The sequence below is a fragment of the [Mycobacterium] stephanolepidis genome (genome assembly GCF_002356335.1).
In the GTDB taxonomy this organism is placed as follows: domain Bacteria; phylum Actinomycetota; class Actinomycetes; order Mycobacteriales; family Mycobacteriaceae; genus Mycobacterium; species Mycobacterium stephanolepidis.
Genome location: NZ_AP018165.1, coordinates 2,833,700 through 2,847,055 on the forward strand (window position 1 = coordinate 2,833,700; position 13,356 = coordinate 2,847,055).

General features: G+C 65.0%; 14 protein-coding genes and 1 pseudogene. 3 read left to right on the top strand and 12 right to left on the bottom strand.

Annotated elements, in window-relative coordinates; translation table 11 throughout:
* The first annotated feature begins 40 nt into the window (after window positions 1–40).
* Entirely contained in the window at window positions 41–613 is a 573-nt protein-coding gene (locus tag MSTE_RS14035; RefSeq protein WP_096502078.1) for a TetR/AcrR family transcriptional regulator, read from the top strand.
* Window positions 614–702: 89 nt separating this feature from the next.
* Here MSTE_RS14035 and MSTE_RS14040 read toward each other — a convergent pair.
* A pseudogene (locus tag MSTE_RS14040) lies at window positions 703–1,164 on the bottom strand (methyltransferase family protein); the annotation flags it as partial.
* 171 nt (window positions 1,165–1,335) lie between these two features.
* On the opposite strand from MSTE_RS14040, the gene MSTE_RS14045 reads away from it, so the two are divergent.
* The gene (locus MSTE_RS14045) at window positions 1,336–1,929 is read left to right on the top strand and encodes a phosphatase PAP2 family protein (RefSeq protein ID WP_231896883.1); all 594 of its coding nucleotides are present in this window, start codon (window positions 1,336–1,338) and stop codon (window positions 1,927–1,929) included.
* Between the two features lie 27 nt (window positions 1,930–1,956).
* Here MSTE_RS14045 and MSTE_RS14050 read toward each other — a convergent pair whose 3' ends face one another.
* On the bottom strand, window positions 1,957–2,712 hold the full coding sequence (locus MSTE_RS14050; RefSeq protein WP_096502082.1) for a YebC/PmpR family DNA-binding transcriptional regulator: 756 nt from the start codon (window positions 2,710–2,712) through the stop codon (window positions 1,957–1,959).
* A 79-nt stretch (window positions 2,713–2,791) separates the two neighbouring features.
* On the opposite strand from MSTE_RS14050, the gene MSTE_RS14055 reads away from it, so the two are divergent.
* A complete protein-coding gene (locus MSTE_RS14055) occupies window positions 2,792–3,319 on the top strand; it encodes a hypothetical protein (RefSeq protein WP_096502084.1) in 528 nt (175 codons plus the stop codon).
* Between the two features lie 74 nt (window positions 3,320–3,393).
* On the opposite strand, the gene pdxT is transcribed toward MSTE_RS14055, so the two are convergent.
* The 10 genes from pdxT to MSTE_RS14105 all read right to left on the bottom strand — a co-directional run bounded on the left by pdxT (window position 3,394) and on the right by MSTE_RS14105 (window position 13,349).
* Complete coding sequence (gene pdxT, locus MSTE_RS14060) at window positions 3,394–3,963, bottom strand: pyridoxal 5'-phosphate synthase glutaminase subunit PdxT (RefSeq protein WP_162291647.1); 570 nt, start codon at window positions 3,961–3,963, stop codon at window positions 3,394–3,396.
* 8 nt (window positions 3,964–3,971) lie between these two features.
* Window positions 3,972–4,826, bottom strand: a complete 855-nt coding sequence (locus MSTE_RS14065) for an acyl-CoA thioesterase (protein ID WP_096502088.1) — start codon at window positions 4,824–4,826, stop codon at window positions 3,972–3,974.
* Window positions 4,827–4,835: 9 nt separating this feature from the next.
* A complete protein-coding gene (gene pdxS / locus MSTE_RS14070; RefSeq protein ID WP_030093622.1) occupies window positions 4,836–5,750 on the bottom strand; it encodes a pyridoxal 5'-phosphate synthase lyase subunit PdxS in 915 nt (304 codons plus the stop codon).
* Window positions 5,751–5,835: 85 nt separating this feature from the next.
* On the bottom strand, window positions 5,836–6,858 hold the full coding sequence (locus MSTE_RS14075; RefSeq protein WP_096502090.1) for an NUDIX hydrolase: 1,023 nt from the start codon (window positions 6,856–6,858) through the stop codon (window positions 5,836–5,838).
* Entirely contained in the window at window positions 6,855–7,982 is a 1,128-nt protein-coding gene (locus tag MSTE_RS14080; RefSeq protein WP_096502092.1) for a glycosyltransferase family 4 protein, read from the bottom strand. Before MSTE_RS14080 ends, MSTE_RS14075 begins: the two co-directional genes overlap by 4 nt.
* Window positions 7,982–8,995 (bottom strand): phosphatidylinositol mannoside acyltransferase, encoded by a 1,014-nt coding sequence (locus MSTE_RS14085; protein ID WP_096502094.1) that lies wholly within the window; start codon window positions 8,993–8,995, stop codon window positions 7,982–7,984. Before MSTE_RS14085 ends, MSTE_RS14080 begins: the two co-directional genes overlap by 1 nt.
* Complete coding sequence (pgsA, locus tag MSTE_RS14090) at window positions 8,992–9,654, bottom strand: phosphatidylinositol phosphate synthase (RefSeq protein WP_064409017.1); 663 nt, start codon at window positions 9,652–9,654, stop codon at window positions 8,992–8,994. Before pgsA ends, MSTE_RS14085 begins: the two co-directional genes overlap by 4 nt.
* Window positions 9,651–10,199, bottom strand: coding sequence for an HIT family protein (locus MSTE_RS14095; RefSeq protein ID WP_096502096.1), 549 nt, complete (start codon window positions 10,197–10,199; stop codon window positions 9,651–9,653). Before MSTE_RS14095 ends, pgsA begins: the two co-directional genes overlap by 4 nt.
* Window positions 10,192–12,246, bottom strand: a complete 2,055-nt coding sequence (thrS, locus tag MSTE_RS14100) for a threonine--tRNA ligase (protein ID WP_096502098.1) — start codon at window positions 12,244–12,246, stop codon at window positions 10,192–10,194. The genes MSTE_RS14095 and thrS overlap by 8 nt, the downstream gene beginning before the upstream one ends.
* Window positions 12,247–12,338: 92 nt before the next feature.
* Window positions 12,339–13,349, bottom strand: a complete 1,011-nt coding sequence (locus tag MSTE_RS14105; protein WP_096502100.1) for a GlxA family transcriptional regulator — start codon at window positions 13,347–13,349, stop codon at window positions 12,339–12,341.
* Window positions 13,350–13,356: the final 7 nt, after the last annotated feature.

Genomic DNA, 13,356 nt, shown 5'->3' on the forward strand with positions numbered 1-13,356 from the left:
GCTCTGCAAATGTCAACATCCGTTGGCCTAAGCTCAGCGCATGTCTACCGAACCTCGGCGATCGGACGCCACTCGCGCGGCCATCCTCGAGGCTGCCCAGGAACACTTCGCGGGCGTCGGCTACGAGAAGGCAACCATACGGGCCATCGCGGCGACGGCGGGCATCGACCCGTCCCTGGTCATGCGGTACTACGGCAACAAAGCCAAGCTGTTCACCGCCGCAGCCAACTTCGACATACATTTCCCCGAGGAACTAGCCGAGATTCCGCGCGATCAGCTCGGAGCAACCTTGGTCCAGCACTTCCTCACCCAATGGGAAGCCGACGACACCATGGTCGCGTTGCTGCGGGCTGCGGTGTCCCACGAGTCCGCACGGGCGCGCATGGAGGAGATTTTCAGCTGCCAGATGGTGCCGATCATCGAATCGCTGACCGCGGATCGCGCCATGGAACGCGCGGCGCTCATCGGCACCCAAATGATCGGATTGGCGATGTGCCGTTACGTCATCCGACTCGGCAACGTGCCCGCGATGACGCACGAACAGATCATCGACCTCATCGCGCCGACCATCCAGGCCTACCTGGACTGCGACTGTGATTGCGAGGCGCCTTAACGCGCGCCCTCGGGCTGCGTCCACGGGCGCAGCCGTGGCACCCACCGCGGTACGTGCTGCGCATACTCGGCGTAGTCGCGGCCGAATCGCCGCAACAGGCCGCGCTCCTCGACCAGCGGGAAGTAGATCGCGTTGATGGTCACGAAAACGGCCGCGTAGATCAACAGACCAACGGAGTTCACCGTCAGCGCCTCACCCAGCAAGATGGCGATGACGCCGGTGATCATGGGGTTACGCATGTGGCGGTACGGGCCGCGCACGACAAGCCGGATCGGCGGATCGAAGGGCGCTAGGGACCCCTTGCCGGTCTGGTGGAAGAGCATGACGGTCCGCGTCACCAGGAACAGGCCGGCAGCCACCAGTAGGGTCCCGATCAACGTCGCCGTCATCGACATCTGATCCGACATCCAGGACGACACCTGAACACCGGACCCGTAGAGAATCACCAGCGGAATCAGAACCGTCACGGTGACCGGCAGCGCGAGAACCGCGCGCGCAGTGCGCCACAGGGTTGTCGTTTCAGGCGCCGGGGCGACTGCTTGTGTGGCCATGACCGGCCTCCCCTCACTCGTGGATGTCTTATATGTACGCCTGCTTGACATTCAAGTCAACAGATGTTGACCAACACTCGTTGACATCACAGTAACGCCGTCCGGTGACGTTTGATTCCCGGTCACCGGCACGATTCGGGTCGACGTCTGGGTCCGATTACTGTCGTCGGAGTGTCTGTCGGAAAACTGCCCAGCGAGAAAACGGTTCAGTGGTGGCCTCCCCTCGGCGTGATCTTGATGCTGGTGCTCGGGTCCTCCGTCGGGAAGGGTTCCACGCCGTTTGACAGGTGGTTTTTCGATGCGACCCAGGTCGCGTTCGGGGTACAGCCACGCTGGCTGCTGTTCTTCACCGATTGGGTGTTCTTGGTTCCGGTGCTCGTGGTGTGCGTCGGGTTCGAGCTGTATCGGCGGCGTTGGCGGGTCGCGGCAGTTGTCCTGGTCTGCCCCTTCATCGCGAACTGGACCACCCAGGCCACCAAGATGCTCGTCGGGCGTGAGAAGGGCGGCTACCTCGCTTATCCCAGCGGCCACACCACCTTCGTGGTGGCCGTGACGGGGATGCTGGTGCTGGTCGCCGGCGGAGCCCTCTGGGCGTACATCGCCGCCGGGATTGTCAGCATGCTCGGACTACTCGGGCAGGTCGCGTGCGGGTATCACTACTTCACCGACACCATCGGTGCCGTCCTGGTCACCACCGCGGTCGTGACCATGGCGTTCTGGGCTGCCGGAGCAACGGAGAAGACACCGGTACGCGTCGACAGCTAGCAGTCACGGGTCCCGTGACGGGCACGCTCAGTCCTCGTCGAGCTGGGCCAGCACCTCGTCCGACAGGTCCACGTTGGTGTAGACGTTCTGCACGTCGTCACTGTCTTCCAGTGCGTCGACCAGCTTGAACACCTTGCGGGCAGTGTCGACGTCGACGGGCACGCTCATCGACGGCTGGAAGCTGGCCTCCGCCGACTCGTAGTCGATCCCGGCCTCTTGCAGTGACTGACGGACCGCGATCAAGTCGGTGGGCTCGGAGATGACTTCGAAGGTCTCGCCCAGGTCGTTGACCTCCTCGGCACCCGCCTCCAGCACGGCCGTGAGCACGTCGTCCTCGGACAGACCGTTCTTCTCCAGCGTCACAACACCCTTGCGGGAGAACAGGTACGACACCGATCCCGGATCGGCCATGCTGCCACCGTTGCGGGTCATCGCGACCCGAACCTCACCGGCAGCGCGGTTGCGGTTGTCACTCAGGCACTCGATAAGCACCGCGACGCCGTTGGGGCCATAGCCCTCGTACATGATGGTCTGCCAGTCGGCCCCGCCGGCCTCTTCGCCGGCGCCGCGCTTACGGGCCCGCTCGATGTTGTCGTTGGGCACCGAGGTCTTCTTGGCCTTCTGGATGGCGTCGTAGAGCGTCGGGTTGCCGGTCGGATCTCCGCCCCCGGTACGCGCGGCGACCTCGATGTTCTTGATCAGCTTGGCGAACTCTTTGCCACGGCGCGCGTCTTTGACGGCCTTCTGATGCTTTGTGGTGGCCCACTTGGAATGGCCGCTCATGTACCCCTGTACTACTTTCTCTAGGTTCCGTCGCACTTCTGCGCTGCCCGAGTCTACTCGCGCACCTAGGGTGAATCACATGACTGTCCTGGTAGCCGACCCGATTGTCGACGCGGTCTTGGACCGATACGCGTCAACCGTCGGAGACAGCCTCACCGATTACCGCAATCACCTGTACCGGGGCATGAATTACCAGCTCCGCCTTCTCGGCATGACCCAGGCTCCGCCGGAGATCGCCCTGGCATGGGCGACACACGATATCGGCATCTGGACGGCCGGTACCTGGGACTATCTGGACCCTTCGGTCGATCTGGCCGAACAACTGGCACCGGAATTCGGCATCACCGACATCGATCGTCTCAGGGCGATGGTGGCCGACCACCACAAGCTCAGGTCGGCCGACGATCTGTGGGTCGAGACCTTCCGGCTGGGCGATCGGATCGACGCTTTCCGCGGCATGTACGCCTGGACCGGTTTGGAACGCTCCGATGTGCGCGAGGTCGTGGAAGCACTGCCATACGGCGGTTTTCACGGATTCTTATTGCGGACGGCCGGAAAATGGACGCTGAAGCATCCGCTGCGCCCGATGCCCATGCTGCGCTGGTAGCCATCGCGTCGAGCGCATACCGCACGCCGAGAAATCGGGCGATACGGCTGCACCTGGTATGCGGTCGAAGACGCCTAGGACGCGCGCACCATGTCGACGAACAGTTGGTGCACTCGCCGGTCCCCGGTGACCTCGGGGTGAAACGACGTCGCCAACGCACTCGCCTGCCGCACCGCGACCGGATGCCCCTGCACAGTGGCCAGCACCTCGACGTCTGTGCCGACCCGCTCCACCCACGGCGCCCTGATGAACACCGCATGCAGCCCGCCATCGAGCCCCACGAAATCCAGATCACCCTCGAACGAGTCCACCTGGCGCCCGAAAGCATTGCGCCGCACCGTCATATCGATCGCGCCCAGCGCCACCGCATCCGGGCGGGTATCGAGTATCTCGCTGGCAAGCAGGATCATGCCCGCGCAGGATCCGTAAACCGGCAGACCACCACGCAGACGCTCGGTGAGCGGGTCCAGCAGTTCGAACACCCGCAGCAAGTTGCTCATGGTGGTCGACTCCCCGCCGGGAATGACCAGCCCGTCTATCTTGGAGAGTTCCTCGGGACGGCGCACACCAAGCGCGTCCGCACCCGAATCTTCCAGAGCAGCAACATGTTCCCTGACATCGCCCTGCAATGCCAGCACGCCGATCAACGGGCTCACGCCATGTTCCCCTTGGCGATCGACGCCTCGTCGGGATTGCGCTCGTACCGGGTCAGCCCCTCCTGCACCACCGCCGCGACCATCCGGCCCTCGCGATCGAAGATCCGGCCCTGAGTCAGCGCCCGACCGTATCCGGCCGACGGCGACGTCTCGTCGTACAGCAGCCATTCATCGGCGCGAAACGGACGCAGGAACCACAGCGCGTGATCCAGGGACGCGGTCTGCAGCACCGCGTCCCGGTGCGGCACCTTGGAAGAACTCAGCAGCGTCAGATCGCTCATGTAGGCCAGCGCGCAGACGTGCAGCACCGGATCATCCGGAAGTTGCTTGCGGCAGCGGAACCACACCCGCTGCTGCGCGGCCAGCCGCGGGTTCCGGTCCATCAGCTCGTGGGGAACGATCCGGATGTCCCATTCGGCGAACTGCCGGAAAAGATCGTGGCTGAACGATCCCTCCGCGTCCTGCACATCGGGCAGGTCCTCGGGCGCCGGTACGGGCGGCATCAGGTCCTGGTGCTCGATGCCGGTGTCCAGCGTCTGGAAGGAGGCCGACATGCTGAAGATCGCCTGTCCGTCCTGGATGGCGGTGACCCGGCGGGTGCTGAACGAGCGGCCGTCGCGTACCCGATCAACGAGAAACACGGTGGGCTCGTTGGGATTTCCGGGACGCAGGAAGTATCCGTGCAGGGAATGCACCAGGTACTGCGGCTCGATGGTACGGACCGCCGAGACCAACGATTGCCCCGCAACCTGGCCACCGAAGGTGCGACGCAGGCTGCTCCGGGTCACGTTGCCTCGGAAGATGTCCTTTTCGAGCTGCTCGAGCGTCAGGATCTCTTCGATATCGGCCATCAGATGGTTTTACCAGCCGCGCTCGGCGAGCCGATGCGGCTGCGCGATGTCCTCCACGTTGATACCGACCATCGCTTCACCCAGTCCGCGCGACACCTTGGCCAGCACGTCCGGGTCGTCGTAGAAGGTGGTGGCCTTCACGATCGCCGCGGCGCGCTGCTCGGGGTTGCCGGACTTGAAGATTCCGGATCCGACGAATACGCCCTCGGCACCCAGCTGCATCATCATCGCGGCATCGGCCGGGGTGGCGATTCCGCCGGCGGTGAACAGCGTGACCGGCAGCTTGCCGGCGCGAGCAACCTCGACCACAAGGTCGTACGGCGCCTGTAGTTCCTTTGCGGCAACGTACAACTCGTCCTCGGACAGCGAGGTGAGCCGACGGATCTCGCCACCGATCTTGCGCATGTGGGTCGTCGCGTTGGACACGTCACCGGTACCGGCCTCACCCTTGGAACGGATCATGGCCGCACCCTCGGTGATGCGGCGCAGCGCCTCGCCCAGGTTGGTGGCACCGCACACGAACGGCACGGTGAACTTCCACTTGTCGATGTGGTTGGTGTAGTCGGCCGGGGTCAGCACCTCCGACTCGTCGATGTAGTCCACGCCCAGGCTCTGCAAGATCTGCGCCTCGACGAAATGCCCGATACGGGCCTTGGCCATGACGGGAATGCTGACGGTGCTGATGATGCCGTCGATCATGTCCGGATCGCTCATGCGGGACACGCCGCCCTGAGCGCGAATGTCTGCGGGCACCCGCTCCAGCGCCATGACAGCGACAGCACCGGCGTCTTCGGCGATCTTCGCCTGTTCCGGCGTAACGACGTCCATGATGACGCCGCCCTTGAGCATCTCGGCCATGCCGCGCTTGACGCGCGCGGTGCCGGTTCCGGTCTCGGGGGACGTTCCGTTGGTCGTGCTAGTCAACTGAGGGCTCCTGGATGTCGGTTTCTGCCACCAGTCTAATGCGGCCACACCAGCGATTTTGTCCCGGGAGGTGCGGTGACCGGGCTCACCCGATGAGGATCGGGTCGCGGCGCCCACCTGCGGCCACCGCATCCGCGGCAGCGGCGGCCTCTCCGAGCAGCTCTCCCAGCTGATTCGGGAACACCTGCTCCCCCGAGGCCGCGAGTGCGGCGATCTCTTCGGCGTCGCACCAGCGGTGCCCGGTGATGTAGCGCTGCTCCAAATTGGTGCGGCCGTCCGTCGCCGGTTCGAACCTCTTGGTCCGGTGCACGAAGAACAGTTCCTCGGAGCGAATGGTGGTTCCGTTGAAGTCGAAGACGGCCACCCGACGCCACAGCGGGCCCACCAGGCGCCCGGAGGGAACCGATAATCCGGTCTCCTCGACCAGCTCGCGCACCGCGCCGTCACACAGCTTCTCACCCGGCAAGGTCTGTCCGCCCACGGTGAACCACCAATGCACCGCCGGGCTGGGCGCGGCGGGATCGAAGCCGCGCAGCAGCAGCACCCGGCCGTCCTCATCGAGCAGGATGATCCGAGCCGACGTACGGAAGTTGGCCAGGGCCGGGTCTTCGGTGCCCGCACCCTGGCGGTCGATGATTTCGAAATACGTTGGCATCGGCGCAGTTCCGCCTAAACGCAACCAGCGCACCGGCCGGCGTACCCGCAGGGCCAGAGTGTCGCGCACAGCATCGTTGTGAAAGCGCCGAGCGATCAGCACCCGCGTCTCGGCATCGGCGAGCTCGGCCACCAGCGCGGGACGGAGTCGCTCTGAGTCGACGGTGGACAACGCCGAGGCCAACTGGTTCTCCGCATACTCGCGTCTGTCGCGTTCGGCCTGCTCGGCTTTCGCGGCGAGTTTGATCAGTTGATCGTCCTTGAGCGCGTCTCCCACCGCCCGTGCGACGACGGCACGGCGCGCCAACGCGGCATCGAGGGCCTGCCAGGACAGGTCGCTGCGCACATGCAGTCGGTCTAGCCGGTTGGCCACCAGATAGGCCCACAGCAGGCCCAGCGCGACCAGCGTGCCGATGAGGGCGATGACGATGACGGTCAACGCCGAGAAGGTCACCAACTGTCGACCTTCACACGCGCACCGGAAGCGGTGACGGTCTCGTAGACGAGCATGATCTGCTGTGCGACCACCGACCAGTCGTAGCGCTGCACTGCCTCGGTACCTGCCGCCACCAGCTTCGCGCGGCCCTCGTCGTCTCCGAGCACGTCGATGATGGTCGCCGCCAAGGCATCCGCATCACCCGTGGGTGTCAACCGGCCCGCCGAGCCGTCCAGCAGCACCCGGCGGAAGGCGTCGAGCGAGCTGGCCACCACCGCGGTACCCGCCGCCATCGCCTCCACCAACACGATGCCGAAACTCTCGCCGCCGATGTTGGGGGCGCAGTAGACGTCGGCGCTGCGCATGGCCGAGGCCTTGGTGGCATCGTCCACCTGCCCGAGGAATCGCAGATGCTTTGCCAATGCCCCTGCTTGCGTGCGCAGTTCGGCCTCATCTCCGCGTCCGACGATCAAGATCTCCACATCGGAGAAGCTGGCCGCGATCTTCGGCAGCGCCCCCATCAACACGTCCATGCCCTTGCGTGGTTCGTCGTACCGGCCCAGGAAAAGCACCGTCTTACCTGCCCGCGGGTAGCCCTCCAGCATCGGCGCCCCGGAAAAGGACCGGACATCGACGCCGTTGGGAATCTCGACCGCGTCAGATCCGAGTGCTTCCATCTGCCAGCGCCGGGCGAGCTCGGAGACCGCGATCCGGCCGACGATCTTTTCGTGCCACGGGCGCAGTACCGCCTGAAAGACACTCAGTGTCAACGACTTCGTGGTGGACGTGTGGAAGGTGGCGACGATCGGGCCCTCGGCCACCATCAGCGCCAGCATGGACAGACTCGGCGCGTTCGGTTCATGCAGGTGCAACACATCGAAGTCCCCGTCGACCAGCCAGCGCCTGGTCTTGGCATAGGTGGCCGGGCCGAATCGCAGCCGCGCCACCGAACCGTTGTACGGAATCGGGACGGCCTTGCCGCCGGACACCACGAACTCGGGCAGCTCCACGTCCGATGAGGACGGTGCGAGCAGGCTGACGTGGTGACCGCGGTCCCTCATGACCTCCGCCAACTGCACCACATGGGACTGGACACCGCCCGGTACGTCAAAGGAGTACGGGCAGACCATCCCGATGCGCATTACGCCTGCCCGCCAACGGGATCAGTCTCCCGGGGGGCCGCCCGATCGCCGGTATCCGATTCCCGGACGGGCTCGGGATGGTTCTCCGACGCCGGTCGTGCCGGCGAGGTCCGCAACCGAGTGCGACGCTCTTCGGACAGGTCGTCAAGCCACAGCGGTTGCAACATGTGCCAGTCCGCCGGACGCTCGGCGATATTGGCGGCGAACTCGTCGGCGAGCGCCTGGGTGACCACCGCAACATCGCCTGATGATGTATCGATGGGCGCCTGAATCCGCACCCCCCATTGACCGTGTGGCTCGAACCAGCAGTGTGCCGGCAGCAGGCGTGCTCCAGTGTCGATCGCCAGCCGGGCCGGCCCCGCGGGCATCCGAGCTTCTGCGCCGAAGAAGTCGACGGGCACACCACTTCGACTCAAATCGCGATCTGCCATGAGACAGACGACGCGGTTTTCCCTCAGCCGCGTTGCCAACGTCTCGTACGGCCCGGTGGAGTCGCCACTGGATGCGAGCACCTCGAAGCCAAGGGTTTCCCGGTAGTCCAGGAATCGGCGGTACAGCGACTCGGGTTTGAGACGCTCAGCCACCGTGGTGAAGGTTCCGTAGGTTTGAGCCAGCCACACCCCCGCCATATCCCAGTTTCCGCTGTGCGGCAGGGCGATCACTGTGCCCTTGCCCAGCTCCTGGGACGCGTCGATGTTCCGACGCCCGAATGCGCAGCTGTCCAGGCGGCCGGCAAGACGCTCCATATTCTGCGACGGCAGCCGGAAGGCTTCGCGCCAATACCGGGCGTAGGAACGCATCGAGTCGATCATCAGCCGGTCGGGCACCTCGCGGGGATGCACGCCGAGCACGCGGGCCAGGTTATTGCGCAGCTGTTCGGGTCCGCCGTTGCGGGCACCGACCATGGCACCGACGTCGAAAATGGCGCGCGCGAGCAGATCTGGCGTCACCTGCGTCAGATTCCAGCCGGCGGCATACCCCCAGTCAGCAGCGCGTTCACCCCACACACTCATGACTGATTCGTCTCCGCGGTGTCCTGTCCGGCATCGGAATTGGGAAGCAGATCAAGTGCGCCGGGAGATGTGCGCACTGCATGCATGCGCTGCGCCACCGTCACCAGGCTCGCGATCGCCAGTACCCACATCGCCACATGCAGCGGCTCCGGTAACCCGAAGCCACCGCTGAAGATCGCTCCGGCAAGCACGATGATGAGCCGTTCGGGTCGCTCGATCAGCCCACCGTCGGCACGTAATCCGGAGGCCTCGGCCCGCGCCTTCACGTACGAGATCACCTGCGAGGTGATCATGCAGATCAGTGTGGCGACGACCAATGACGTTGATCCCCAACCGAATGCCGCCCACCAGAGCAGTCCGGCGAACACCGCGCCGTCTGCCACACGATCACATGTGGCATCCAGCACCGCGCCGAATCGGGTGCCACCACCACGGGCCCGCGCCATCGCTCCGTCGAGCATGTCGAACATGGTGAACAGCCAGACCGCCATGCCGCCCCAGAACAGGTGGCCCGTCGGGAACAAGGTGAGCGCGGCGACGACCGTTGCCGCGGTCCCGAAGATGGTGACGGTGTCCGGGGTGAATCCCGCGCGCAGCACCGCGCCGGCTAGCGGGTTGATGATCTTTGCGAACGTCTCCCGGGACAAGAAGCCGCTCATGGCAGCTGCTCCCAAGCGCTGGCCAGTAACTGGCGTGTGTCCCGCAGCAGCTGCGGCAGCACCTTGGAGTCACCGATGATGGTGATGAAGTTGGCGTCGCCACCCCAGCGCGGCACGACGTGCTGATGCAAGTGCTCGGCCAGCGATCCGCCTGCCGCAGTGCCCAGGTTGAGCCCCACGTTGAAGCCGTGCGGACGAGATACCTTCTTGATCACCCGAATCGCCTTCTGGGTGAACGCCATCAGCTCGCGGCTCTCATTCTCGGTCAGGTCTTCGAGCTCGGCGACCTGCCGATACGGCACCACCATGAGATGTCCCGGGTTGTACGGGTACAGGTTGAGCACCGCATACACATGCTCCCCGCGCGCCACCACCAGTCCGTCTTCATCGGCCATCTCGGGGATGTCGGTGAACGGAGCGGACTCCGCCCCGCTCGATTTCACCGCCTCGACCAAGTAGGTCATCCGGTGGGGTGTCCAGAGCCGCTGCAGGTGATCGGGGTCGCCCACTCCCCGATCCGTGATGGTCGAGTTCTCGTCAGTCACGGGTCCCCAACTTCAGCAGTTCAGCGGTAGGAGAAACGTTCTCGTGTCTGTTCACCCAATCGATGATGGCGGCCACGGCCTCGTCGCGGGGCACTCCGTTCACCTGGGTACGGTCGCGGAAGCGGAAGCTCACCGCGCCGGCCTCCACGTCACGATCGCCGGCCAGCAGCAGGAAGGGCACGCGCTGGTTGGTGTGGTTGACGATCTTTTTGTTCATGCGGTCATCGCTGACATCGATCTCGGCCCGGATGCCCTGCGATTTGAGCTGCGAGACAATGCCGCTCAGGTACGGCGCGTGGGCGTCGGCGATCGGGATTCCGACAACCTGCACCGGCGACAGCCAGGCCGGGAAGGCACCGGCGTAGTGCTCGGTGAGCACACCGAAGAACCGCTCGATGGACCCGAACAGTGCGCGATGGATGAGCACAGGGCGCTGACGGGTTCCGTCGGCGGCGGTGTACTCCAATTCGAATCGCTCCGGCATGTTGAAGTCGAGCTGGATGGTCGACATCTGCCAGGACCGGCCCAGCGCGTCCTTGGCCTGCACCGAAATCTTGGGGCCGTAGAACGCCGCGCCGCCCGGGTCCGGAACCAGTTGCAGCCCGGAATCGAGCGCCACCTGCTCCAGGGTCTTGGTCGCTTGATCCCAGTCCTCATCGGATCCAACGAATTTCGTCTCGTCCTTGGTCGACAGCTCGAGGTAGAAGTCGTCGAGCCCGTAATCGGACAACAGATCCAGCACGAACCGCAGCAGGGACGTCAGCTCCTCATGCATCTGCTCACGAGTGGTGTAGATATGCGCGTCGTCCTGCGTCATACCCCGCACCCGGGTCAGGCCGTGCACCACGCCGGACTTTTCGTATCGGTACACCGATCCGAATTCGAAGAGCCGCAACGGCAATTCACGGTATGAACGACCCCGTGCCCGGTAGATCAAGTGGTGCATCGGGCAGTTCATGGGCTTGAGGTAGTAGTTCTGCCCCGGTTTGCGCACGGTGCCGTCGTCATTGAGTTCGGCGTCGATGTGCATCGGAGGGAACATGCCATCGGAGTACCAGTCCAGGTGCCCGGAGGTCTGGTACAGGTTTTCCTTGGTGATGTGCGGAGTGTTGACGAATTCGTACCCGGCGGCGGAGTGCTTGGCGCGCGAGTAGTCCTCCAGCTCCTTGCGGATGATGCCACCCTTGGGGTGGAAAACCGGCAGACCGGAACCGATTTCGTCGGGAAAGCTGAACAGATCGAGCTCCACACCGAGCTTGCGGTGGTCACGCCGCAGCGCCTCTTCCAGTAGTTCGAGGTGCTTGTCGAGCGCTTCCTGGGATTCCCAGGCGGTGCCGTAGACGCGCTGCATGCTGGCGTTGGCCTGATTGCCGCGCCAGTAGGCGGCCGAGCTGCGGGTGAGCCGGAACGCCGGGATGTGTTTGGTGGTGGGAATGTGCGGGCCACGGCACAGGTCGAACCATTCCCGTTCCCCGGTACGAGGATTCAGGTTGTCGTAGGCGGACAGCTCGTCGCCACCGACCTCCATCACCTCGGGGTCGTCGGCGCCCGACTTATCGGAGACAAGTTCCAGCTTGAACGGCTCGTTGGCAAGCTCGGCCTGTGCCTCTTCCACCGAGCCGTACACCCGGCGTGAAAAGCGTTGCCCCTCCTTGATGATCTGCTTCATCTTCTTTTCGAGGGCGGCCAGGTCCTCGGGAGTGAAGGCATGATCGATCCCGAAGTCGTAGTAGAAGCCATCGGTGATCGGTGGACCGATACCAAGCTTGGCCTTCGGGAAGAGGTCTTGCACAGCCTGCGCCAGCACGTGGGCGGCCGAGTGCCGGATGACGCTGCGCCCATCCTCGGTGTTGGCCGCGACCGGCTCTACCTCGGTGTCGACCTCGGGGGTCCAGGACAGATCTTTCAACGCACCGTCCACCCGGACGACGACGATGGCGTCCTCGCCCTTCCCCGGCAGACCTGCCTCACGCACCGCGGTCCCCGCCGTCGTCCCGGCCGGCACCCGGATAGGGGGCACAGGGGAAGACGGGTTGGGCGCAGTCATCAGCAGTTCTCCACTTCAGGGACGGGGGGGTTTGCGAACTCATGCTATCGGTCCGCACCAGCGCCTTCCCAGCCGATGGGCACCGAGAGCACTCAGGCCGATCGTGCCCGGAAGGTATTCCGGTAAGCGAGCGGGGAGACCCCGGTGAGTCGGCGGAACTGCTCCCGGAAATTCGCAGGTGAACCGAACCCCACCTCGCGCCCGATCCACTCCACCGAGTCCGCCGAACATTCCAGTAGCTGCTGGGCATGACGGACCCGCACGCCGGTGAGCCATTGCATCGGCGTCTGCCCCGTTTCGGCCCGAAACCGCCGGTTGAGGCTGCGCACGCTGGTGGACGCCTGGACCGCGAGGTCCTCTAGAGACAGTTCCCGATGGGCGTTGTGCTCGATCCACGCCAGCATCTCGCCGAGACCGGCCTCGGTGCGCTGACGGTTCCGGATGACGTACTGGGCCTGACCGCCGTCCCGGTGTAGCGGCGCCACGGCCACCCGCGCCGCCTCGGAGGCGACCGCCGTGCCGTGATCGCACGTGACGATGTGTAGGCACAGATCGAGCCCCGCCGAGGCGCCCGCGGAGGTGAGCACCTGACCCTCGTCCACGTACAGCACATCGGCATCCAGGCGCACTTCCGGATACATCTGCCGAAACAGGTCAGCGGCCAGCCAGTGCGTGGTGGCGCGCTTGCCGTCCAGAATTCCGGCCTCGGCGAGCGTGAAGGCTCCGGCGCAGATCGAAGCGAGGCGCGCACCGCGGGCGTACGCGGCCTGCAGCACCTCGATAACGCCGTCGGGGGTGGGCGCGGTCACGTCGTTGCGCGCGGGAACCACGATCGTGTCGGCATTCGAAAGAGCCTCAAGCCCAAGATCTGTGGCGATGCCGAACGGTCCGGCAGAGACCACTGGCGCCGTGCCGCACACCCGCACCCGGTAGGGCCGGGTGCCATCGGCGAGGTGCACACGCCGAAACACCTCCACAGCGGTCGCCAGATCGAATCCGATGGTGTCGGGAAGGGCAAGAACCAGGACCGAGTGAGGCTCGCCCGAACGGCCCACGGGCACCGAGTGAGGCTCCCCCGGACGACGCGACGGTACGGAGTGCATGCGGCGA